17 protein-coding genes and 2 pseudogenes are annotated in these 24,466 nt (G+C 46.1%); 8 read left to right on the top strand and 11 right to left on the bottom strand.

Annotation, left to right across the window (positions count from 1 at the left end; all coding sequences use genetic code 11):
• The first annotated feature begins 8 nt into the window (after window positions 1-8).
• Complete coding sequence (locus tag H5336_RS03990; RefSeq protein WP_185231626.1) at window positions 9-1,853, top strand: ABC transporter ATP-binding protein; 1,845 nt, start codon at window positions 9-11, stop codon at window positions 1,851-1,853.
• Window positions 1,854-1,958: 105 nt separating this feature from the next.
• Here the strand turns inward: H5336_RS03990 and H5336_RS03995 are convergent, their stop codons facing one another.
• The 3 genes from H5336_RS03995 to H5336_RS04005 form a co-directional block, all read right to left on the bottom strand.
• Window positions 1,959-4,067 carry an MtrB/PioB family decaheme-associated outer membrane protein gene (locus tag H5336_RS03995; RefSeq protein WP_185231628.1) on the bottom strand — a complete coding sequence of 703 codons (2,109 nt, stop codon included), beginning with the start codon at window positions 4,065-4,067 and terminating at the stop codon, window positions 1,959-1,961.
• 9 nt (window positions 4,068-4,076) lie between these two features.
• Window positions 4,077-5,108, bottom strand: a complete 1,032-nt coding sequence (locus tag H5336_RS04000; protein WP_185231630.1) for a DmsE family decaheme c-type cytochrome — start codon at window positions 5,106-5,108, stop codon at window positions 4,077-4,079.
• Window positions 5,109-5,172: 64 nt separating this feature from the next.
• Complete coding sequence (locus H5336_RS04005) at window positions 5,173-7,620, bottom strand: OmcA/MtrC family decaheme c-type cytochrome (protein WP_185231632.1); 2,448 nt, start codon at window positions 7,618-7,620, stop codon at window positions 5,173-5,175.
• Window positions 7,621-7,882: 262 nt separating this feature from the next.
• Here H5336_RS04005 and H5336_RS04010 point away from each other — a divergent pair, with 262 nt between their 5' ends.
• From H5336_RS04010 to H5336_RS04030, 5 genes are all read left to right on the top strand, one after another.
• Window positions 7,883-8,500, top strand: coding sequence for a c-type cytochrome (locus H5336_RS04010; RefSeq protein ID WP_185231634.1), 618 nt, complete (start codon window positions 7,883-7,885; stop codon window positions 8,498-8,500).
• Between the two features lie 34 nt (window positions 8,501-8,534).
• The gene (locus tag H5336_RS04015; RefSeq protein ID WP_221627976.1) at window positions 8,535-9,119 is read left to right on the top strand and encodes a NapC/NirT family cytochrome c; all 585 of its coding nucleotides are present in this window, start codon (window positions 8,535-8,537) and stop codon (window positions 9,117-9,119) included.
• 138 nt (window positions 9,120-9,257) lie between these two features.
• A complete protein-coding gene (locus tag H5336_RS04020) occupies window positions 9,258-9,896 on the top strand; it encodes a c-type cytochrome (protein WP_185231636.1) in 639 nt (212 codons plus the stop codon).
• Window positions 9,897-10,791: 895 nt separating this feature from the next.
• Window positions 10,792-11,277 carry a TonB-dependent receptor plug domain-containing protein gene (locus H5336_RS23355; protein WP_185231638.1) on the top strand — a complete coding sequence of 162 codons (486 nt, stop codon included), beginning with the start codon at window positions 10,792-10,794 and terminating at the stop codon, window positions 11,275-11,277.
• A gap of 166 nt (window positions 11,278-11,443) precedes the next feature.
• Window positions 11,444-12,019: a TonB-dependent receptor domain-containing protein gene (locus H5336_RS04030; protein ID WP_185231640.1), complete on the top strand. Its 576-nt coding sequence runs from the start codon at window positions 11,444-11,446 to the stop codon at window positions 12,017-12,019.
• A gap of 485 nt (window positions 12,020-12,504) precedes the next feature.
• Here the strand turns inward: H5336_RS04030 and H5336_RS04035 are convergent, their stop codons facing one another.
• The 5 genes from H5336_RS04035 to H5336_RS04055 all read right to left on the bottom strand — a co-directional run bounded on the left by H5336_RS04035 (window position 12,505) and on the right by H5336_RS04055 (window position 18,627).
• Entirely contained in the window at window positions 12,505-12,969 is a 465-nt protein-coding gene (locus H5336_RS04035) for a hypothetical protein (protein WP_185231642.1), read from the bottom strand.
• The gene (locus H5336_RS04040) at window positions 12,970-13,830 is read right to left on the bottom strand and encodes a M15 family metallopeptidase (RefSeq protein WP_185231644.1); all 861 of its coding nucleotides are present in this window, start codon (window positions 13,828-13,830) and stop codon (window positions 12,970-12,972) included.
• A gap of 349 nt (window positions 13,831-14,179) precedes the next feature.
• Complete coding sequence (locus H5336_RS04045; RefSeq protein ID WP_185231646.1) at window positions 14,180-16,405, bottom strand: cellulose binding domain-containing protein; 2,226 nt, start codon at window positions 16,403-16,405, stop codon at window positions 14,180-14,182.
• Between the two features lie 618 nt (window positions 16,406-17,023).
• A complete protein-coding gene (locus tag H5336_RS04050; RefSeq protein WP_185231648.1) occupies window positions 17,024-17,644 on the bottom strand; it encodes a MarC family protein in 621 nt (206 codons plus the stop codon).
• 119 nt (window positions 17,645-17,763) lie between these two features.
• Window positions 17,764-18,627, bottom strand: a complete 864-nt coding sequence (locus H5336_RS04055; RefSeq protein ID WP_185231650.1) for a TolB family protein — start codon at window positions 18,625-18,627, stop codon at window positions 17,764-17,766.
• A gap of 287 nt (window positions 18,628-18,914) precedes the next feature.
• Here H5336_RS04055 and H5336_RS04060 point away from each other — a divergent pair, with 287 nt between their 5' ends.
• Entirely contained in the window at window positions 18,915-20,282 is a 1,368-nt protein-coding gene (locus H5336_RS04060) for an IS1380 family transposase (protein WP_185231652.1), read from the top strand.
• Window positions 20,283-20,551: 269 nt separating this feature from the next.
• On the opposite strand, the gene H5336_RS04065 is transcribed toward H5336_RS04060, so the two are convergent.
• From H5336_RS04065 to H5336_RS04075, 3 genes and pseudogenes are all read right to left on the bottom strand, one after another.
• Window positions 20,552-21,820 carry a hypothetical protein gene (locus H5336_RS04065; protein WP_185231654.1) on the bottom strand — a complete coding sequence of 423 codons (1,269 nt, stop codon included), beginning with the start codon at window positions 21,818-21,820 and terminating at the stop codon, window positions 20,552-20,554.
• Between the two features lie 832 nt (window positions 21,821-22,652).
• Window positions 22,653-22,976, bottom strand: a complete 324-nt coding sequence (locus H5336_RS04070; protein ID WP_221627977.1) for a hypothetical protein — start codon at window positions 22,974-22,976, stop codon at window positions 22,653-22,655.
• 477 nt (window positions 22,977-23,453) lie between these two features.
• Window positions 23,454-23,682: pseudogene (locus H5336_RS04075) on the bottom strand (integrase core domain-containing protein); the annotation flags it as partial.
• A 131-nt stretch (window positions 23,683-23,813) separates the two neighbouring features.
• Here H5336_RS04075 and H5336_RS22850 point away from each other — a divergent pair.
• Window positions 23,814-24,118: pseudogene (locus H5336_RS22850) on the top strand (hypothetical protein); the annotation flags it as partial.
• Between the last annotated feature and the right edge of the window lie 348 nt (window positions 24,119-24,466).

Genomic DNA, 24,466 nt, shown 5'->3' on the forward strand with positions numbered 1-24,466 from the left:
GCTCTACTATGTCATTTTTACAGTTCAAAGACGTCTGCAAAAATTACGGCTCCGGTAAAAACATTACCGAAGTTTTGGCCAATATAAATTTGGAAATTGAAGACGGAGAGTTTGTCGCAATCGTAGGCTTTTCAGGAAGCGGTAAAACAACGTTGATCTCTTCTATTGCTGGGTTAATCAAACCCGATAGTGGTGAGGTTGTATTCAAAGGAAAGCCCGTAACCGGGCCTAGCCCAAAGCGCGGGCTTGTCTTTCAGAATTACTCACTTATGCCTTGGCTAACAGTGTTCGGTAATATCGAGCTGGCGGTAAACCAAGTTTTTAAAGACTGGCCAAAGAAAAAACGGGTAGAGCATATTCGCCGATATATCGACATGGTAGGGTTGTCGCACGCAGTAGATCGCCGTCCCGCAGAATTATCTGGTGGTATGCGGCAGCGTGTTTCGGTTGCTCGTGCACTCTCCATGCAACCCGAATTACTGCTGCTCGACGAACCACTCTCTGCTTTGGATGCGCTAACCCGCGCAAAACTTCAAGATGAAATTGAAGTTATCTCGCAAAAAGAAAAGAAAACCATCGTACTTATCACCAATGATGTAGATGAAGCCATTCTATTGGCTGACCGGGTTATACCCCTAAATCCTGGCCCACGCGCATCACTAGGCCCCGAATTTAAGATCAACATTCCCCGTCCACGCGACCGCACGCAAATGAACCATAACGACGAATTTAAATTTCTTCGTAAGGAGATTACCCAATACCTGATGAAAGTGGGTATGGAAGCCGCTAATACCGACGACTCACTAATATTACCCAATATTCAACCCAACACCGCGCGCTTACCATCCAAAGAATCGATAAAAGCAGCCCAAGTTCCCGCGAGTGAAAAAGGTCGCGTAGCGCAATTTCCAAACGCTACAGCAGAAATTGCAGCACAACACCATACCCAACACATAGAAAAATACGTGGAATTTTCCAAGGTAACAAAAGTTTACCCAACACCTAAAGGGCCATTAACCGTTGTAGATAAATTCGACCTCAACATGAAGAAGGGGGAATTCATCTCACTGATAGGACACTCCGGGTGCGGAAAATCAACAGTGCTCAGCATGGTTGCAGGCCTAAATGACATAACCGGCGGCGGTATTATTCTCGATGACAAAGAAGTCACCAACGCCGGACCAGATCGTGGTGTAGTCTTCCAGGCTCCTAGCTTATTCCCCTGGTTAACCGCCCGTGAAAACGTGATGCTGGGCGTAGAACGGGTATACCCCCATGGCAGCAGAAAAGAACGTAAAGAAATTGTTGAATACTATCTTTCGCGTGTTGGCCTTGCTGACTCCATGAATAAAAAGGCTGCCGAACTCTCCAATGGTATGAAACAACGCGTCGGTATCGCCCGAGCCTTTGCTCTTTCGCCAAAACTATTATTGCTCGACGAGCCTTTCGGCATGCTTGACTCTCTCACACGCTGGGAGTTACAGGAAGTGCTAATGGAAGTATGGAAACGCACGCAAGTAACCGCTGTATGTGTTACTCACGATGTGGACGAAGCCATTTTACTGGCAGACCGTGTAGTGATGATGACCAATGGACCCAACGCCAAAGTGGGTAAAGTTATGGAAGTCAATTTACCTAGGCCACGTACACGTAAGCAACTACTTGAGCATCCAGACTATTACCGCTATCGCGAAGAACTACTCACCTTCCTTGAAGAATGTGATCACGCCCACGAAGATGACAAACCCGTCTCCCTCAGCAGAGAAGAAGTCGCTGATATTGAATCAATTAACCTCGAAACCGTCACAGGGCTACCGCAGACAAAGGAAACGAAGGAAATGGCTACAGCATAAAGCTGTCTAGATCAGAAAAAGCGCATTGTCAAAACAATGCGCTTTTTGTATTGTCGTCGCCCATCGCTCACGCGCCTAACAAGCGTTTAGTAGAAACCAAAAATGCTAAAAACGATAGTGCACAGACATCATTGTAGCTACAACGTCATAGTCTTCGGCATTGTAACCAAGACTAATGACATTCACCAACTCATCCACCGCCAATCCAGCCATTTGCCAATCGTCCACCACATAGCTTTCATAGGCAAGAGAGCCCTTAACGAATAGATTTTCGTTTATTGCGTATTCTGCGAATGTATTCAGTGTTTTATAGTCCGTGGTGAGCTGCGGATAAGGATCGCTGAGTACATAGGTGTCCACACGAATATTGCCGGCTGAATCGCTGTGCATATAATCCATCCCAAGTTTTACCCTGTCGCCCATCAGACTATAGTTCACACCCCCACCCACAGTTTTCACAATATCTTCATTGTGCGCAAACCAATCGGCTGCAGAATAGCTTTCGCTTCCCGCTTGCTTGGATACGATTTTTTCACGTGTGCCAAAAAAATGAAAATTAAGCTTATCGGTTAGCACTACGGTTAAATCCGCATTGCGCGTTAGATCTCTCGCCTCGGTAAGACCAACAGGTGAATTTTTGTAGTGATCGCGAGACGAATCCACAAAAATATCCAGCGCCACCCTTTCATGAATAAAAAAACTTGCTCCGGCATAACCTTTTATTCGATCTCTATCCGCCATATTGTATTTGCGCATCAAGGGATTTTGGGCTGGTTCAATGTCAGCGACAGGATTAAAACCGGACGCCTCTCTACGAGAATTGGAAAGCCGAAACTGCAAGTCCATTTTACTGCCAACTTTAACCCTCACTTTCCCCCAACCAGAATCTTCTTCCGTTTTTTCAACGTCTTGATAGCTTCGTTCTCGTACAGAAAAATCATAGCCAACACTAATTTTTGCCGGCCGACTTGGGCGTAAAACCGATTCCACCCCCCAGCTCTGATTGCGAAAACTATAGGGCAAATTCCGCCTAGTTACGCCGGGATATGCATCCGTAGTTACCCAATTAAACAACTGGCTTTGGGTTTTGTTATCGCGTTCATCAATGCGGTAAAAAGCTTTCACCTGCACTTTACGATTTAGTGTGGAATTTAGCCGCAGGGAACCCGTTAGGGTATCCACTTTTAGTTCGCCGGCATCCTGCGGTAGCTGTACGAGTAAACCTTGGTTAAGCGTGGGTGCCAGCAACTCCGAAGTCTGACTCATACTACCACGGGCAATATCAGCATTAATTCGGCTGTTTCCAAGGTGATAACCTGCCGTCAAGCGCAGCTGCTGAAACTGATTGTCGGGCGGTAGGGCCAACTGCCCCTGATCAGCACCACTAGCAATTGGCCCGAAGGCATTCGACCAGGTTAACGACTCATTTTCATTTTTAAATTGGGAGCCATAAAAGGTTAAACGAGACTGCAGGTTGCGGTCAGTATAGGTGGCAGACAACTCCAACTCATCGGTCACATAGTCAACCGGCTCCAGCATTTGCACGCTATTAAAGAAAAAAGCACCTGCATTACGCTTATTGCCGTCACGAATGTCACGACGAAAATCAATAGCGGTTTCCCATTTATGCGCAGGTATATACAAGGCGCCCATATTGATACGCTTACGCTGAGTTTGTAAATCTACGGAAGAAAGCTCGGTGCTTATGTCACTGCTTTGACCAACAGGTACCCAATTTTCGGGCAACTGTAATTGTGCGCTGCCATTATTAGTGAAAATTGAACTCAACCCCAACCCACGGGTATGCATTAATTCGCTGTAATCTAGAAAATATTCGTAGCGCCCCTGTAGCCCACCAGTAAAATTAGCCGTCTGGTTGTCCAGTGTTAGGTTGCGCATCGATAGATCGTAAAAACGGCCGTTCTCAGCCAAGTAATTCACGCGTAAGTTGGCAATGCTGAACGGGCCTTCTTCATACAGACCATTATATTCACCAAACCGCATGGCATCGCCAGAAAGGTTCCCAACCCCGAACTCAAGCTCGCCACTAATGCCGTATTCGAACGCACAGTATTTGCAGGCCCAACGTGAAACATCTAGGTCGGCGGGAAGCGTAGGTTCAGTGGTATCGGCCTGACTAGCAACGTTCAAAAGCACCAGTATTCCGCACAACAATGCGTTGACGAATGGATGATGTAACGCTGGTATTTTCATATAATAAACCTACCGCATCATTTTCGGCCCAGAAGGGTGGTTAGAACCGTGAACCTGTGCATGACAATTCATGCATGCACCCGCACGTAACAGCGCCGATGCATTGCCACCATTACCGATTGACGTTTGTGCAAGGCTCGGGTGGCCCTGCTGAGAATGGCAATCGCGGCACAACAGCGCCGTACGCTTGGACAATAAATCCGGGTGTATAGAGCCGTGTGGCGTGTGACATAACGAGCAGTCCTCCGAAGCAGGGGCATGCTCCCACAAAAACGGTCCGCGCTTTTCCGCATGACAGCTGTAGCAGGTTTCATTTAACGTGGGTTTTACCAACATGGCATGCGTCTCCGCACCGTGGCTTGCATGACAATCACTGCAACCTAATTCACCAAAGCGTACAGGGTGACTAGACGGTTTTAAAAACTCGCTGCGCTCCTTCTGGTGGCAGTTAAAACACACTTGCGCCTGCCGAGCGTTATCCAGAGATGGGTCGTGAGCCGTATGCACCGTATGGCAATCGGCACAAGCGACCTCGCCCATTTGGTGAGCACTGCCCTGCCAGGCGATATGATCGTCGTCTTCATGACAGTCCAAGCACATACGGTTTTGTGCAGCCACCGACTCATTCGACTTCGGCCCAAAATTAAATATAGGAGGCCGTTCTTCACCTGGGCGAACCCGGCCTACATGGCTGCCGGTTTTCAGCGCCTGCTCCATAAACTGGATCGCTTTCACGCCGGGGCCATGGCAAGCCTCACACTGCAAGTTCGAAAACGGCGTTCGGGAATCGGCAAGGCTTGCATGCTTGGTTTTAAAAATATCAAAAACCGGAAATTTGGCTGTTTCGTCGTGACATTTAATGCAGGTGTCAGCACCTTTGCGCGTATATTCCACAGCACTGATAGACTGCTTGACAGTTTCGGGCAACACGACACGCTTCTCGTCTATTTCGGCCGCCGCAAAAGTAAAAAGAGGAATAAAAAGCAACGCCAAAAAAGCGCGCTTAAGGGCAAGAGAAAAGAAATGCAAATTCGAATGCAACGGCCTAGCTCCTTTGGGTTCACATTGGACGGCAGCTTTCGCAGCCACCGCCCCTAAGAGAGCACTAATCGGGAATGACATCCCCCCAGAAGTTATCAAAGGCTTCATCATGCACAAACTTCACGTCGGCAATTTTACCTGGGCCATGGCACACCGCACATGACTCAATATTATTTGCAATGACCAGCGGCTCAGAACCCTCGCCACCAAAAATGCCGTTGTTGTCTGTCATGTGCTGCTGCGCGAGTGAACTATCATGGCAAGCGGAACATACCGACACCGTAGGCGACATTTTCCAATCGTCTGTTTGATCGGCTACCCGGGAAACAAAATCGGAACCATCGGCCGCCGCATTGGGATGCGTATTCACAGTACTACCAAGAATGCCGAAGAAAGATGGCATAAGCCAATCCGCACCGCCGTCGTCAGAGCGGTCATCCAACGTAAAGGTGTCGTCGAGGTGACAGGTTTCACATTTACTTAAAACACCAGGGAAACGCACATGGCTGTAATCGTGTGCCGAGCCCCCATAACCGTATGCCACATAACCTTGCTCGCGGAAACCGTGGCCCTCCTCGCCGTCGTAAGTGGTTTTGGCCCCTGCGTGTATCGCGTGGATCATGTATTTAAAATCAACACTTTGTTCGGCCATACCATCAACGGTAGCCGTTACATCCACCAGCCCCGTGGTGGCATCTTTGGGGCGACGACCAATATCGGTTCCTGCCGGATTGTGGCAAAGAACACAGAGCTGGCCGTTATTGTTGCGATTATTACCGTGCAGGTTAAGCGCATCGTGGCAACGATCGCACTTAGTTGGCACATCCACCACGTGACGCCTTGGTTGTGGGCTGGTATCCGTTATAGCGAAATAGCTGACCTCACTATTCACCGGCACACGCACACTGAAGTTACCTTCCCCATCTTTACCAATGGGATGACCTTCTAAAGCAATGGCGCCCGACCCGCTAGCCGAAACGGGTACCACCACACCTTCTATCGCACCGTTCACGGTAAAAGTACCGTCGGCGTTATCGGTAACAGCGGTTGAGGTTCTTAAGTTTATCGAATCGGTACGTGATGGTCGCGAACCCATGCCGTCATGGTTTGTATAGTCGCCCGTACTCCATGCGACCAACATGTTGAATGATGCCCCGCCGGTAGTAAATTCCGGATCGGTGCCATCGGCACGCACGTTGTAAGCATTGCCGTACTGATGATTCTCGGCGCCACTCGGGTCAGTCACTGAAAAAGTAAGTGTTGGGCTGGTGTTAGGTGGGCAAACCGGTCCCATATCCACAGTGGTTCCACAAATAGAAAGAAAGTTAAATTGGAAGTAATCGCGCGCGACCTTATCGGGAATAGTATGCGACTCAGCCACACTGCCGGCGATGCGATCCGTATCGTGACAGGTCATACATTCGCTGTTGTCGGTAACCACACCACCGGTGTGACCGCCCTCGGTAACAGAACCATCAACGTTAAAGTCAATATCGTCATGACAGGAACCACAGGCCGACAGGCTCGGCTGCATCCAGGCATGGCCTTGGGGCGTTAATGGGTTGCTGCCATCATGGCACTTACTGCAGTTGCGGATGTCTTGTGGATATACCACATCGGAAAAGTCATCACCGCGAATAATCAAACTTCCGCCAGCCTTAACACTGGGCAAATTGGCGCCGGCATGAATACGGTGAATCATCGGCGACATATCAGCGCTGTAGTTATTGTCACCATTCCAAGTACCAGGGTTATGGCAAGTAACGCACAACTGCGCTTCAAAACGCGTACCGTGAACAGTAATTTTATCGTGACATTGATTGCAGTTCTCGGTGGAGATAATTTCACGCATATCCACTACATCGCCGCCCGCCGGTAAAAAATCGTGCACCATATTCACTAAAGGGATATCACGGTTACCCTGCTGAATACTCAGGCGGTGCGTTAACATGGGTTGATAACTGACATCCAACGGCGCACCGTCAAAATCGGTGCAAGGGTCTGGGCACTCAACAGTAGAAACATCGGTAGCGAAGGTATACGTGTAACGGCCATCACCGTGGTTTTCGAGCGTCCCCCAAGGGTAGCCGCTGCGGTTGCGCTCTTGGCGAGCCTGCATACCACCGGAACTGGCGCGCAAAATATAATTCTGCCATCGACTAGGTTCGCCGCTTAGCGCCGGCAACAGTTTAGAAAGATTAAAGCGTAGATCACTTTCACCAATGCCGGAAAAGCCCTCTCCCCGCTCGTTCGTCACTGAGAAATTCACCACCGGCGCACTCTCAATCACCACCCCACTCACAACGAACGACAGCTCATTGGCTTCAATAGTACCCACAGACTGCCCCGGCGGCCCCTCAGGACCCTCCGCCCCTTCTGGGCCCGCAGGCCCTTGCGCGCCAGTAGCACCATCGCTGCCGCCACCGCAACCGGCCATCAAAAGAACAAAGGAAATCGTAAAAAGGACAAAAGCTTGCTTACAGAAGTGTCCCGCCGAGTGTACCTGTTTCATGAAGCCTCCTGATGCCGAGTATCAGAGTGGTGAAACTTAACTCTAGTGATTAAACAACTGATTTGGGGCCTGAATAGGCCAAAATTGACTACAATTTGCATTTACAGGTTAATTATTAAACAGTTTAAATTGATTGTAGCGTAGACTGCGACAAAATGTCGCAGGTGTTGATCTGGAACAAACACAACAACTCATCCAATTAACAGGCCCAATAAAACCCGTTAATAATGATCATTCTGACAAGCAATAGAGAATTTTCGCCATGAATCTACAACCTACAGTTCTGGCTTTAATCACCCCCTTGCTAGTGGCCGTGATACCTGTAGCTTTCGCTGCCGATACAGCGGGCCTTATCGCCGATTGCGAGGCCTGTCACGGTAAGAACGGAGCTTCCACAGATCCAATGGTGCCCACCATTGCCGGTTACTCCGCTTACTACCTAGCGGAGTCCTTACTCATTTACAAAGAAAAAGCTCGCCCCTGCCCGCAAATTAAATATTTAACCGGTGCTAAAAAAGGAACCTCCACCACCATGTGTGAAGCCGTTGCCCACCTAAGCGAAGAACAATCAAACGCCATTGGGGAACACTACGCAGAAAAACCCTTCGTCCGCGCCAAGCAAGCGTTCGACCCAGCCCTAGCCAAAATTGGCTCAGGCCTGCACGAACTGCATTGCACAAAGTGTCATGAAGATGGCGGCAGCTCGCCAGATGATGATGCCGGCATACTCGCGGGCCAGTGGACGCCGTTCCTAGACGTTCAAATGACAGAGTACCTTGAAGGTAAGCGGCCCATGGACGAAAAAATGAAGCCGAAAATGGAAGTATTGAAGCCAGAAGACGTTAAGGCGCTGCTCCACTTCTACGCCAGCTTTCAGTAATTCAACTTCTCACCTAAAAAGCCGAGTAAGTGCAATGTCTGAACAACCACCGCGTAAATCACGATTATGGAAAAAGCCGAACCACTGGATTTGGCTGGGTATTCCCGCCGGTGGCTTTGCCATGCTCCTATTGGGTGCTATCGCGCTGGGCGGCTTTAACTATGTTATTCACGAAACCAGTAGCATGGAATTCTGTGTTTCCTGCCACGAAATGGAAACCAACATATTCCAGGCCTATAAAGAAACCCCGCATTACAACAACTCCAGTGGCATAAGAACGGGCTGCTCTGACTGCCATGTGCCCCAAGCCTGGGGCCCGAAAATTTTACGTAAAACCCATAAAGGTCTAGTCGAAATTCCAGCAAAAATTCTGGGCACCATTTCCACACCCGAAAAATTCGAAGCCAAACGCCTAGAAATGGCCGAACGTGTTTGGGCTGATATGGAAGCTACCGACTCTCGTGAATGTCGCAGCTGTCACTCCCTAGAAGCAATGGCCAATCAGGACCGGCGTACCGCCAAAAAACATAGCCTTGAAAGAAAAGCCGACAAAAACGAAACCTGTATCGACTGCCATAAAGGCATCGCGCACCAATTACCGAACGGCTACATCCCCTGATACGACCGTTAAACCGATGCGACAGGCCTATTCCAGTTTTGCTTGACCCAAAACAAATATTTTTGCCAAGGAACGATTCCCTATGGGCTACTTCAGGCCAATAATAAAGTAACCGTGAGAATAGGAGGATCGTTTTCCATGAACATCCAACACAGGTTTCTCGCCTTATTTTTTTTGCTTTCTCCTGCCATTGCTACCGCGCAAGATTCCGCGCTGCTTGATAACCCCATCGACCCAGAACTGTTAATTACTATCAACGATTGCGAATCTTGTCACGGCAAAAATGGGGTTTCAACAGATCCCACTACGCCCACCATTGCGGGTTACTCTGCGTTTTACATGGAAAACGCTTTGATACTGCTTCAAGCCCGCGGCCGTCCCTGCCCACCGGTAACCTACCCCCGTGGCCCAAAGGCGGGAAAGCAAACCACCATGTGCAAGGCTGTAGCGACACTAGATGACTATAGTCTGAGCGAGCTTTCCAGGTATTTTTCAGAAAAAACCTTTAAACCTGCCATCCAAACTTTCGACCCAAGCCAAGTGACAAAAGGAAAGTCCTTGCATGAGAAACATTGCCAGGATTGCCATGACGATGGCGCTACGGCGGGTACAGATTCCGGTTTTCTTGCTGGGCAATGGACACCGGTTTTACGCGCCCAGCTAAACGCCTTTGCCGCAGGAAAACGACCAATGGATGCCGATATGAAGATAAAAACAAATGGCCTAAAAGCAGAGGAAGTAACGGCGTTATTGCATTTTTATGCGAGCTTTCAGTAACATAAACTCAAATCCAGATTTCTACTATTTGACTCGTTATCTCGGGCCTTTAAAAGCCCGACGAGTTGATTAAGCCAGCATTTTTCATTGTATGTTGTAGATACTCGTTCTAAGCAAATGACAGCTTGTGGGGATAGCAAAATGGGGGGTTAACACCAACACCATTAATAGCCTTCTAACAATGTTTCTAACAAAAACCCACAATAACCCAATAATGCCGACGGGCCTGCCTTGCCTAAGACTCACACGCCCCTGGACGATAATGCTGAACATTTGTATCTGCACAGGCGCTACACCCATTTGCATAGGTCACGTCCTCCGTAGCTGGGCATGGCGTAGTCACACATTGCCTTTTGGTATCTCTAGTAGCGCACACTGGCACGTAATCTCTCGTACACCGTGGAGATCGCGGTTCGCGGCATTCAGTAACCGGTATTGCGTAGTTCTCATTAAGATCAGCCGAGGTCTCGATCTCGTCAGCACTACTTTTTATTGCGGAAGCGCACGCAGAAATAACAAGCGCAACACCAAACAATAGAATAAAGGTATAGACATACTGCATAGATAAACTCCCCTTAACGTAAGGCCTTCGAAATAAATAAACCCACAAATTCGGTAGCAAATAAAAATCAGGTTTTAACCCGTTATTGGCTTTCAGGCACTTCCTATTGGTTTCTAGGGCAAATAAGTAGACAGACAACCCTAGAAAGCTAGAATAGTACACAGATTAAAGATACCTACATTCATGAAGAAGGTCATCTTGAAAAAGCGTTATATTTCGGTAAATCACTTCGCTTAGTACAGCATTCTGCTGTCGTGTCTGCTGTAGCCGTAAATAGCCTATACGCAAGCACCTGAAATAAATGACCTGATGGGCCTATCACTCAAAGATTTAATGTCAATAAAAGTAGAGGTTGCCTCAAGGCATAAAGAACAAGCTAGACTTACCCCCTCCTCCGTCACTATTTTTTTACGTCACCAGATATTAGAAATGGAGGTTCGCAGCGTAGAGGAATTATTGAATTTCGTGCCTGGCTTTCAAACCTCCCGCGTCACCTTCCTTAATCAAGGCTATAGAGTAGTCGCCCGCGGCCTCGTCACTGGGCAACCATCGTATTCAGTACTTTTTTTGATGGACGGTCAGCGTATGAACTCAGATATGTCTGGTGGAGCCATGTTTGATAACCGATTTATCACAACAGCAAATGTTGACCGCGTGGAAGTCATCCTAGGCCCCGGCTCCGCCATGTATGGCTCCAGTGCATTCTCTGGCGTAGTCAACATCATCACCACAAAAGACACCAATGAGGCCTATGTCGCGGCAGACGACTATGGCAGCCGAGAGCTCTACACCAATGGTTCAGTACACAATAATCATTGAAAAGCCTCAGGTTTCACCCGATTATAGAAGGGTGACGGTGTTCACTATGGCGCCGATTTGACCTCCCAAATAGACCTTTCAACCACATCCACCCAAGACCCAAATCAGGGTGTAGACGGTAAGGCCACTATTTCTTTTCTCAGATTAATTACACGGCACATTGGGCATGCGCCTCGATAAACCCACGGGTATCGGCGCAGATTTCAATCCACGTACCGCACTTATTTTTACTCCGTCACCCACACGAAGCTTTAAACTAATGTACGGAGAAGCCTTTCGTGCCCCCAACCGCTTGCAAACCGATGATGTGTATATTGGCAACCCAGCCATCAAATCAGAAAAAATCCGCACACTGGAAACAGCTTGGCTACAAAATTGGGCTGAACAGCTCAACAAAAATATAAGCCTACAAAGCGCCGTAACACTGTTTGTAAGTAAGCATAAGAACCGTATCAGCCTAAAACCTGGCGGAGGCCCTTTTGGACTAACTCTCAATAACGAAACAGATACCCTTACAACCTCTGGGTTGGAGATGGAGATGTCGGCCAGAATGGGTTCTTTCACCCGCCTACGCATGGCCTATACCTATTTACCCCAAACAGAAAAGAACCACAATCGTTTTCAACTGACACACTCTCGCTCATTGCCAGCTACAACCGAACGGAATGGGGTGCAAACCTCAATACTCAGTTTCACAGCAACACACAACAAGTTATCGTTACGCGAACCAACCCCTCGCTAAAAACACTAGAGGCGTATTGGCTATTAAATGCATCGTTTTACAAGGCAAATTACGACAATACCAAATTTATAGCCCGCGCCTATAATCTTACCGATGCTACTTATTATTCACCGAGCATGAACCGACGGATGGTGACTGGATTAGAAAATAGAGGCCGTATGTTTACCTTTGGTGTAGAGGTAGCATTTTGAGCATTGCTCAATAGGCTATGCGCAAAGGCTTGTGTTACTCACCGCACTAGCGGATTTATGTAAAACCCTGCGCTAAAGAAATAACGCTAAAAAACCTTGCCACCCTCCATTCGCTATTTTTCGCCATTAGGCGAAAGTACAGCGCTAGCCACGAAAGCCTTCCATGCGTATAAATCACACATAAAAAAAGGAGCACCCAAAAGGTACTCCTTATATCTGCCGTATTGTACGGTTCATTCAAACACCCAAACACTTATCGAGCCTGAGCGCTCGAATACAGTGTAAACGAATACCTTAGTCCACTTCTTCTGGCATAAACGCCCTATCCATGCCGCTCAACGCCGTATCCGAATATCGCTTGGCAACCGCGCCATATACCTGAGGCTCCACTATTAAACCTTGGTAAAGATAGTTTGGGTATCCCTTCTTCACAAACAATGTAAATTCGTCCTCATCGCCAAGCTGAATGTTAAAATCGGCTTTAACAACCCGAATAAAGAGAAAACCATCACCTTGCTCCTGTTTAAATTCATTAAGGTAGGCAGCCCAATCAGCATAGGCCTCGGTAGCCGAAATATCTTCGCTATAGGAAAATAGCACAATAGGTTTACCCAAGTCATAACGCTGTTGTAATTCCGGAGAACCAAATATACTAGCGTTAATGTTTGCACTGCTGGGCTCATGAACACTACAACCACTCACAGTAACAGCTAGAAAAATCAGTAAACCAAGGCTGGAGAGAAACTGCTTAGGAAACATTTAACTCGCCTCCTTGGGGATTTCCTGATTTTCAGACACCATTCGTTGATTCAGGAAAAATTTTGCATCATAGGGAAAGGTTGCCGAGTCTAGTTTTGAATCAAAATGAGGCGTATCCACCTTCGTAAAATCACCGCCCCAACGATACCCGGCATCTTTCAGAGCTTTTACAATATCTTTCGCGTTTTGCGTTTGTTTCTTATTTTTAAAGTTAGTGCTGTTATTCCAGCTATCGCCATCAACAATATTACAATCTAACGCATGACCGATAAGGTGCTGCGATTTACTCGCCGGTGGTACTACCGCGCCACTGACTTTCACACCATGTTCCCGAAACACTTGATTAATTTTTATCGTCACTTTCTTTTCTTTGGCTTTTTCATTCAACTTAGTCAACAGCGCCTTTGCGCCACTAGACATCACCAGTTCGCCAGCCTGAACCTTAGTAGAACCCGTTTTTTTAAAGCTCGGTCCAGCTTCAATATTGGAAAGACCAGAGAAAGGGACACGAACTAAATCGCCAGTCACTTTTTTACTGTCTTTAACCCATACAGCAAGTTCATCGTAGGTGCTTTTGTCCAATTTTCCACTGGTTAAAATATTGGATGTTTTTAAGCGAGTAGCTCGGGCTTTAGCCTTAATACAAACCGTCATATTGGCACACACCCACTGAAATATTTTTAAAGATTTTTCCGTTTGCGGGCCAAATATACCGTTCTCTGCTGTGGTGAAAGTACCTACCGATTTAAGGTTTTTCTGTAATTCGGTAACAGTATACGCGGGTGTTTCTGCGAGCACCTTACCACCCCACTTTTTACCGGTATCGGTATCCCCATTCTTAAGTTCAATATGCGTATCCATAAGCTGCTCACTAAAATGTTCGTTTATTTGGATTCATTTTGCTAACCAACTGTTCCAGCTTTACACTAAGTATCTTTGGTTTATCTCAGTCATTCTGCGTTTTACGTAAAATATCCTATTATTCGCCTAACGTCCCCACTCAATGCTCGCCATTTCAACATAAATTAAGACGTCCTCCATGGCACGGAAAACAATAAAGGGTAACGCCCCAAAAAGCGTTTTATAAATACAACGACTAATTGTTTTACTGGTCTGTATTCTAGCTATTTCTAATGAGGTTATTGTCGTTTACCTTAGACCAAAGGGCCTCCCCTGCGAAGGCCCCTTTTTGGTAAAAGCTAAATACCCCTTAAAGCGCTAAGCTGTTGATGTATTCTTCTACATTTACCCAGCCATCACCATCAATATCCTGCATGGCATCAGCTGCACTGTTAGGATTTAAACCGTTTTGCTGTTCCCAGCTATCGGGCATACCATCGCGATCGGTATCAGTGGGAGCGGTACCACCACGAATAATACCCACCACATTCGGTAGGCCAAGACTCGTTTCGTCACTAATTGTTTTACCCGCTGTACCCCAGCTTTGCAGTTCATTCATTAAAAATTGGTCCACCGCATCGCGGCTTTTAGACGCACCGGCATTCGCAATCACATAGTCCAACGCCGCTTGAGCACCAAGTGTTGGCACTTCAGGGTAGTCGATAGGCGGGGAATCGTACCAAGTAACACTGCCATAACCACTTTGGTCCAACAAAAACGGGTTTAAGCTGCCGTTTTTGTCTGGGTCATACCAGTTATCCTTGGCGTACAAGTGGTACACAGCACTGCCACTTTTCATTACTGCACCGCTGGTTTCGGGGCCGGAGATAAACATATTACCCACTAAGGCACCATTGTAACGCGCACCGGAATCTGCCGCCGAATCACCCAGAATGTAACCTGCGACCCCCCAGTGATACACCACATTATTCACAAACTGTAAAACGCCGCGTGCCTTGGGGTTTCGCGTATGGTTATCGATGTAAAGCGATCGTAATATTGAGGCACCACCCCCTTGCACAGTCATTAATCCGCCCGTGGAATGGGTTTGCAAACCTTGCGCAACAATGGAATTCTGGAAGGTGAAATTGGAAATGGTATAACCGCTATCCGGACTAACGTCGAGGGTGCCATCACGTCCCCAGCTTAACGAACAATGGTCGAAGATTATGTCGTTACCACGAGCGATAGAAACAGCATCTTTATCATTGGTGCCAATTTTACCCATGCGGAAGCGGATGTAACGGACGATAGTGTTAGAGGCATTGGTAAACGCCGCACCATTTCCATAAATGCTAATACCATCGCCTGGCGCGGTTTGACCGGCAATGGTTTGGTTGCGTAAAAACACCAAACGATCCGTAATTTTTATCACACCACCCACATCAAACACCACTATTCGATTAGGCTGACTGATCGCTTCGCGAAGAGAGCCCGCACCATTATCGTTTAAGTTAGTAACGTGAACCACTTCTCCGCCACGTCCACCGACGGCGAATCGACCAAAGCCCATTGCACCAGGGAACGCTAAGGTCGAACCGTCTGGAGTAACCGACGCCGCGCAGGATATAGGCGACACATTAAAACCCGTGACCGTTATAGCGTCGATATTGGGCAAGCCGCTAGAGGTATCGGCCACCAACGTTACGGTATTGGCCCCGGCTTGCAAATATGTACTAACTTCAACGGATTGCCACGCAGCCCAACCGCCGGTTGCAGGTAAATCAACGCTGTAACTTCCATCGGCGCCGCCATTTATAAACAAAGTGCCTGATCGTGATGCGCTACCGCCATTGGCGAATCGGATACTTATCGTTGCACTACCGTACACACTGGCATCCACTTGCCATTCTATTGATGCACCGTCTACGTTTTCCGTATTGGCATAACCGTTCCCCGTAAACCCTGCATGAGCAGATTCAACAGCCACAGACGTATTTAAGCAATACCCTGCGTCTTCTTCTTCAATCACAATAGTGTTTTGATTGGGTTCTGATGTTGGAGTCGGAGTCGGAGTCGGAGTCGGAGTCGGAGTCGGAGTCGGAGTCGGAGTCGGAGTCGGAGTCGGAGTCGGAGTCGGAGTCGGAGTAACTACTGGGGTTGGTGTAGACGTCGGGGTAGGTGTTGGCTCAAGGCTAGAATCGCACAAGGTACCCATTACAGTAGGAACTTCAGTTCCAGCGCCGGTACCCTGAAAACCAAATTCGGCCGTTTGCCCAGGCTGGATTGAGGAATTCCAATTTAAACCCGTCGCGGTATAAGGATTAGAACCTGAAAAATTCGCGTTCCACACACTAGAGACACGATTGTCACCACTGTATTGCCAATCCACTTCCCAGCTGTCAACGGCATTTTCGCTATTGTTCGTAATGCGGATACTTGCGACAAAACCAGAGCCCCATTGATTGCTAATAACGTATTCACAATTTGCCCAGATTTGTCCAGAACATAGCGCCCAGGAGAAAGCGAGTAAAACACGCGTTAAATTTCGAGTAAAAACCCGGTTAACACCACGATAACTGTAATGAAGGAGCATTAGAAAACCTCTTATACATGATTAATTATTATTGGTTATAGTATTGATTATAGGACTCTAAATTTGGAAAAACTACACGCTAGGCTTCTAGACCTCAACCCTCGAATGCTACAGGTAACAATGACTCTAAAACCTCTACCAGCAGACATTTTTGCATATAAGCGGAGGCAATAACCAAGACAGATCAAGGGAACCTCAAAATTGGCGCCAAAAAAGGCCGATCCAAAAAACAAGCTTCCTGCGTCACTCTAACGACAGGAAATAGCAAAGAATTACTCAGCGCTTACCGTTCAGCCTACACAATTAAAAACCCAAGTGTAATCGACAAAACTCTAGCACACGGGTGAAAAACAGACTTCAAATGCTTCCATAAAAAATGAAGTGTGAAGAGCGCTAAATTAGCATAAAGACTTACCAAAGCCTCGCACCCCCCAACCACAAACATTCTTATATTGTCGTGATTAAATCTAAGCAGGAACCACAACACTATACGTTTTTGGCGCAGAATTTTTATAGTAAGTGGCTATCAACAATGAAATTACTGGAAATCATTCATAAGAAAAACACCGTTACTTTACAAAAAACAGTCCGAGTCCATGCAATTCAATTTTCAAATTTTTATACTTGAATAAACCTATAGTACTCACTGAAGCCAGTGAGTATATTCGTAGTGGCAATAGATGAAAGAATTAACCCCATCACTCGACTTATCACACTAGCACCACTACTGCCAATAAATCGGGTAATAAAGCCAGAAAGCAACATCAACACATAAACAAGCGCTAATACAGATAGCATAATTAATGCTGTTTGTACTTGCTCTAAAATACTGAATATAGCATTTTCTGTTAACAGCACTGCAGCCAACATCGCCCCTGGCCCCGCAATTGAGGGTACAGCAAGTGGGAAAATGGCTGTTTCTTTATGAGATTTTTCTAAAAGCTTTATCTCTTCTTCAGGTTTACTATCGCCAAATATCATATTCAGCGCGAACAGAAACAAAACAATTCCTCCAGATATTTGAAATGCAGGAAGAGGAATGGATAAAGCCTTTAGCAGCACCTCTCCAATGACGACAAAAAACAACAATACACATGCCGACACAAGCGTTGCAAGCAAGGCTATACGGCGCTGGGTTTTTGGGTCATATTTACCTGTTACAGCTATGAACACCGGCACTGTACCAACCGGGTCTATAACGGCAAAAAATGTTATGAAAACAGCTAAATAGTCTATCACTTAGTTTCTATTCCGAAATTAGGTAGAGGGAGCAGCCTTCATTGGATTTCGATCTCCTCGAACACCCACTTGAAAGCGCCGTGCCGTAAGGATTACAACGCTAAGCCCATAATTAAGGCTCAATCTGTCATTTTCTCATAGGACACAAATGCGAATTCTGTACTGTCTGGCGACCAAGAAGGAACATTAATAGTGCCTTGCCCGCCATAAAAGACCCCAGTTAGATCTCTCAATTTATGAGATTCGATATGAAGTAACATCAGCTTTACCTCTTGCCCAAAGGGATGATCTTGCCCCATATCATTTAGATAGCGTAGAAATACAAGATACTTTCCATCTGGGGATGGGTGCGGGAACCAGTCTGAATGAGGTGAATGTAAAAGCTGCGTTTGCTCCTTCCCGTTTTCAAGCATTCGCCAAATTTGCATTTTTTCGGCTCTATATGAATTGTAATAAATATACTTTCCGCAAGGGGAATAGTCTGGCCCATCGTCCAAGCCGTCAGTAAAAGTTAATTGGGTTTCATTACCCCCATCAACATCAACGCTATAAATATTATAGTGCCGACTGTGCTTTCTTCCCGCAACGTAAACCAACCTCTTATTATCGGGAGACCAACCATGCCAATAGGAAGGCCCGAGCGTTGTAATGCGCCTGGGTTCACCACCGCCAATAGGCATTATGTAAATGATTGAATCGCCATTATCATTTTCTGAATGATGGCTTATGGCTATTTCATCGCCACCTGGTGAAATGCCGTGGTCATTGTTATTTTTGTTTGCGTTGCCAGAAAATAGAGCTTCAGGCTGGCCACCAGCAACGGGGATCTTGTGCAGCAACCCATCTTGATTAAAAACTAAAAACTTTCCATCGCGACTCCAATTTGGCGCTTCAAACAAACATGTACGGCTATACACCTCTTGGCGTACACCCGTTTCAATGTTGATGATTTCGAGTCTGCTAACAATAGGGAAGTCGGGCATGAATGTACTCTACGTTGAAAACAATATTCGGCGCACATCAAATACTGAACCTTACTGACTGCTTTGATATGGGTCGCGTTAACCCTGTGAATGCATAAACAGTAAGAAAACCCACGCCCAACACCTATAAATGGAGCTTGAAAGGCTGGTTTCGTGATGTATTCTGGATTTCACTCTGGGTGAGTTCCAGAGCACATAAAATCCATAAATAAATAAAAAAACGGCTCAAGTTTTTGTTACTATTTTTTCACCACAAAAAAAAGAATAAAAACAAGAGCCGTTTCGATATGAAGTATAGCAAGACCGAGATTAACAGTAAAACCCACGCCGTCCCTGACGTCCGTTTTGACGACCAGAAACTCACGTCGTTTGGGGGTTTGGTCATATTTCAGTTGATGCTAAAATCGCTTAACTTAAAACATCGTTTAAGGCAATGCTTAGAGCGCGGCCAACCGAATCAGACATACGGGCAAGCGACATTAGTTATACTCCTTATTGTCCATATCACCCTAGGTTATCGTAAGTTAAGTGATATAAAGTTCTACCAGCATGATCCTATAGTAAAACACCTGCATGGGCTCAACAGTCTGCCTAATGACTCAACGCTTAGCCGTCGACTGAACGCCGTTACAGGTCAGCATATTGAAAAAGTCTCACTTTTATCTCAGCAATTGGTCGTGGATCGCTGCGTCGAAGAAAAATTCTCTCGCATTACCCTGGACTTTGATGGATCTGTAATATCAAGTAAACGCTACGCAGAAGGCACCGCCGTTGGGTACAACAAAAAACACAGGGGTGAGCGAAGCTACTATCCTTTGTTCTGTACAATCGCACAAACAGGACAAGTCTTTGACGTATTACACCGCTCTGGAAATGTTCATGATTCAAATGGCGCCCATAAATTCATTCTCGCCAATATCCGTAGAATAAGGCATTTTATGCCCAAAATTGCGATTGAAGTAAGAATGGATAGCGCCTTCTTTAGCGATGAAATCATTAGCTTACTGAGTCAGCAGAAAGTCGAATTCACCATCAGCGTACCCTTTGAGCGGCACCTAAAGCTTAAAAACATTTTGGAGAAAGAAGAGGGTTGGTCCAAAATAGACAGTACGTATAGCACGACGGAAATTGACTGGAAACCCAAATCCTGGTCTAAGTCATTTCGCATGATTGGCGTTCAAAGAAAAGTCTTTATTCAACACAAAGGTGTTGTTCAGCTCGATCTATTTATACCCTATAAAACTGGGGTTGATTATACCGTCATTGTCACTAACTCCACGAGAAGTGCTAAAAAGGTGATGGAATGTCATCAAGGGCGCGGTTCTCAGGAAGGTTTGTTTGCGGAATTAAAGTCGCAGGCTCAAATGGACTACATTCCCGTTAAAACAAAATTCGGAAATAATATGTATTTGCTTTGTGCCGTCATGGCACATAACCTGAATCGTGAGCTGCAAATGAAAACCCATGATAAATCGCGTAAGGCGAACGCAAAACGCGCGGCTTTCTGGGTATTCGAATCTTTGAGTCGAGTAAGAAATACCCTTTTTATTCACGCGGGAAGATTGATTCGTCCAAATGGCCAGTTAGTGCTTAGCATGAACTCAAATGACACACTAAAAAATGATATGGACAAGTATTTCGCGTGCCTAAGTTAGTCAGATTTATGCATAATTAGGGTTAAATATCGGGCGCCCCGTGGTTGTATCCAACTTTTAAGGTAAACGCCCAAATATTAATGTAGGCTAGAGTATATAACACAACCAATGAAGTGAGGAAAAAACCTTCCCGAGGCAGCCTCTCCTACGCGAGGCGGTTTACCTCTTTTTCTTGCGCTCCATAACTTGGTGAAAAAGCAGCCCACCCTTTACGCCATGTTTTACGCTCAAAACACATAAACAACACCTAGTTCCCGAAAAGAAATAAGCTAGCCACCTGCAGGCTGGTAACTTTGGAACTCGCGAATGAACGCATCTCTCTTCAAGCCAGCTAAGCGACTTAGATCGAATTCCATTCGCAACAAAATATTCTGAAAATCTTTATCTTCAACGCCTTTATGGGCGTTAATGATTTCTTTTGCTAGACCTTCCAAATCTGCCGTGACAACAACACCATTATCAGCATCGGACATTATGGTGCTTATACTGGCCTGCAACGGTCCTATAATAGCGGCATATTTTGATAATGATTTTATATCCATCCTAGCAAACTGGGAGAACACATACATATAGCTCACATATTCTTTCCCTGCTTTTGAGTTTGTAAGGAATTCATCCCTAAACGAATGAATGGAGCGAAAATCAATTGGTGCCGCCAAACTAAATCCAAGCGCTTGACTTAAGGCCGGTAATTGAGCAGCCGTACACCCACCACCGCCGCCACCCCCATCACCAATTTGACACATGTGCCCTCCTATTGGGTCAGACACACAACTGCCATTTCCGCCCGGAGGACACAACACCACATTACCACAGCTACCCGTGCCAGGATTATCATCGGCACGAAGAGCGCTGTACAATGCAGCACCGTACAAACCTACTGTTTTCGAGCCTTTGCTACGCGATTGGTCCATTAGTAATACTTTCATTAACTCTTTATTAGGCGATTTACTAAACGCTAAAGTTTTAAACAGCTCTGAGCTAAATTCAAAAATTCCGGATTCTTTTGGCAATGAGGAGCCCTTAATAGCGGCAAAATGCAACATACGGATTTCGTCCATATTTAAGAGCCCATCAAGCTTACGCGACAATGACAACACCTCCCGAAATGTATTATCCGATTGCCTTTCATAATAGAAGTGCTTAATGCCATCCCTACCGGCCCCAACAATACTAAAAGCATGCGTATTTAATTTCGAAATATCTACTTCAACACCGCTTGATTTTGTTGTGTAGATATATGCGAATAGCGTTTTATTGTCGCTAGCGGCCTCTTTTTGTGGTGGCAGCAATATTGTTGATATCTGATCCATTACCTGCATCGACAGTGAGTCAACGACTACATAGCTCAACTTACGTAATCCAGTAACCTCTAGAAATCGTTCATCATGTCCAGAAACCTTTGGTACGCTCTTAGTCTCAATTTTTTGATTAAAAATGCTGATGCTTGCCGGCCCCGACTCATCGCAAGCAGTACTCAACCCAACAATAGATAAATAAAATATCGCAAATACGAATTTCCGGCGTACACTTTCCATTTTATAGCCTCAAAAATTGTCCATACCATTATAGATAGAATCATAGATACTCAAGAAATACAGAATAGCCCTTGACTCACGAACACCTTCCGCATAATTATTAGTCGCAGTTTTTCCGCACGGCGGAATGCATAAAACAAGCGGCACAGCAAAGATTTTGTGCTGCAAATCATTATGGAGCGACAAGCTAAAACACACCATAACCACGCCATTTATTTACACCGTTAGTGGAAACAGATGCAAACTAACGAAACAATGGGCAGTCGCCTATCTTAAGGCTAGCAACCACAATAGAATGTGTATTTTACCACCACCTACGAAATGCTTGTTTATCGCAAGCAAGCCATGGATACCCCCCCAACTATTACTACTCAATGTCGATTGCTTGCTGTGCCCTGCAGTCGTGCCCCCCCCTCGTAGCGCAGGCCCTGGACTTCTCTGTGGTTTTGCCCGCCCTTACAGACCAACACTATAAGTAACGACGCCAATGGGTAGCAGATCGTATTTTTCTTTTAGGGAGAAGTGCTCTCTGTTGATAGAGGCACCTAAGCAGCGACAAGCAATCACCACCATGTGGTGTAACACATCAACATGGATGGAGCACACAGCATGACTGGAGCGCAGAGTTTAGGGCCACAGCCTTAACCAGAACCTTGCAAGTTGAGCTGGCGGATGAATGGTCACCTTTAAAGAAAACGGCTCCACTGGAGCCTTAGTGGACCAATATTGGGCACTAAAGATAATGTGCAAAAATGCCCGTAGGACATGCACAAAAAAACTACTTTGTAGCAAAGGGAACGAACTGAAAGGAATGAAAACTAGCACGCCAAGCTTAAGGCTCACCCACCGTGACCCACTGGATTAATTCGCTAGAATTCATCAGAGCGAACTGCCTTTTAATCAGCCTCCCAGATGGATCGAAGAGTAAAAGCTCGGCAGGGCTGGCTCGGTGGTCAGCGATAAGCTGGTCTCCCTCTGGGGTGCTAATTTTGGCGATGAGAAAGAAAACTTGATCACTAAGCTGATCACGAGCCTTATTCATTTGCTCAGTCTGGCTTATGCTAACGCCAAGATTTGGATCATAGATAAACACCAGAGTCGGCAAGCCGGTGCCTATTTGCTCGTGGGTCATCTTAAAACCTTTAGGTATCGACATTACTGCAATCCCTAGAAGTATCAATACAAATATGATGACACCAATAGAAACCCAAGGAATTCGGCGAGTGGTGTTAAAATTATGTTTCCCGTTGATAACAAAATCCTCTCTTATTTATTGAAGCTAGTCACGGCAGGAACTTCATACACACAAACCCCCTCATACAGATCCGGACGTGCGGTTTTCCCGCATCCGGCTCCTCTGTTGTACTCGCTCTCGCAGTGCACAACATCCTTCAACTACCGCTATACCTTCATTTGTCTTGTCCCAGCGTTTTGTCAGGTGCTGCTATTTTGGGCTAGCACTCTACGATACTAATTTACGCTGACAATTTGGTAACATTTCAGCTATAAATAGACCACTCACACCCTCAATTGAATACGAAATGGAAACATCCCGCGTCCCATTACTAATTGAATATTCGGCAACCTCAAAATACGATAAAACCCTTAACCAATATGACATCCTCGGTGTTTTTCGGTGACGTTGCGCTGGCGTCACAAAGCGGAGTTTGCTATGCCGGTGTTCATTGTTATACCAGCGACTGAAATTCTGCACCCAGTCGCGTGCATCCGATAAACTGGAAAAACCCGAGGAAGGCCATTCCGGTCGATATTTTAAGGTCCGAAACAGCGACTAAGAGAACGGATTGTCGTTGCTCACTCTGGGGAAGACTATAAGACGATAATACGCCGAGCTCTTCCATCCTTGCTTTTATCGTTTGGGCTTATATCGTTTGGAGTTTCATCAACACTTGTGGGTACTCACACTAACATTTGAATCCGGGTAAAAACCACTGAGCACTACAACAGCATAAAGAACCTCAAGGAATGAACCATGCGCCGCCCAAGGAAGCAACAAATAGCCCTAGAAGCCACACCCTACTATCATTCGTCTTTGGCGTCCTGTAGTCGTGCACCTCTCGCTGCGTGCGCCGCGCCTTTCTCTGTGGCCTTGATGCGTTAACCGGTAAATATCACGAATACCGCCGCCAATGAGTTGAATACCATATTCAGCTCTTAGGAGAAGTCTTCTGTATCGATGTCTGTGCCTATGCCGTAATGAGCAACCACCACCATCTGGTATTACACATCAATATGGCAGAAGCCCACAGCTTAACTGACCTAGCGGTATGCGAACGGTGACACAAGAGATATTTCCAACTACTCGAATGCATTTCTCTTAGTATGGCTGTCTTAATTTTTCTCAGGATAATTGACCAAAAAATAGTGTGATCTTGGTAACAATATATCTGTGCATAGGTCGGATAATTCTTATCTCATTAGGATCGCGGCAATATATATTAGGATGCAGTGACAAACAGAAAAAATACCCCTAATAAATTCGTAAAAAATACTATATGGTGACCACGTGTTTTTTACAGATGAAGCAGACTAATTTTTATTGAATTATATGAACGTGCATACAGCACTATTTTTTATAGCGTATTAAGCATGTGGCACACATCGTTTTAGCCTAAAAAAGTAAGT

It is taken from the genome of Teredinibacter franksiae (genome assembly GCF_014218805.1).
Classification (GTDB): domain Bacteria; phylum Pseudomonadota; class Gammaproteobacteria; order Pseudomonadales; family Cellvibrionaceae; genus Teredinibacter; species Teredinibacter franksiae.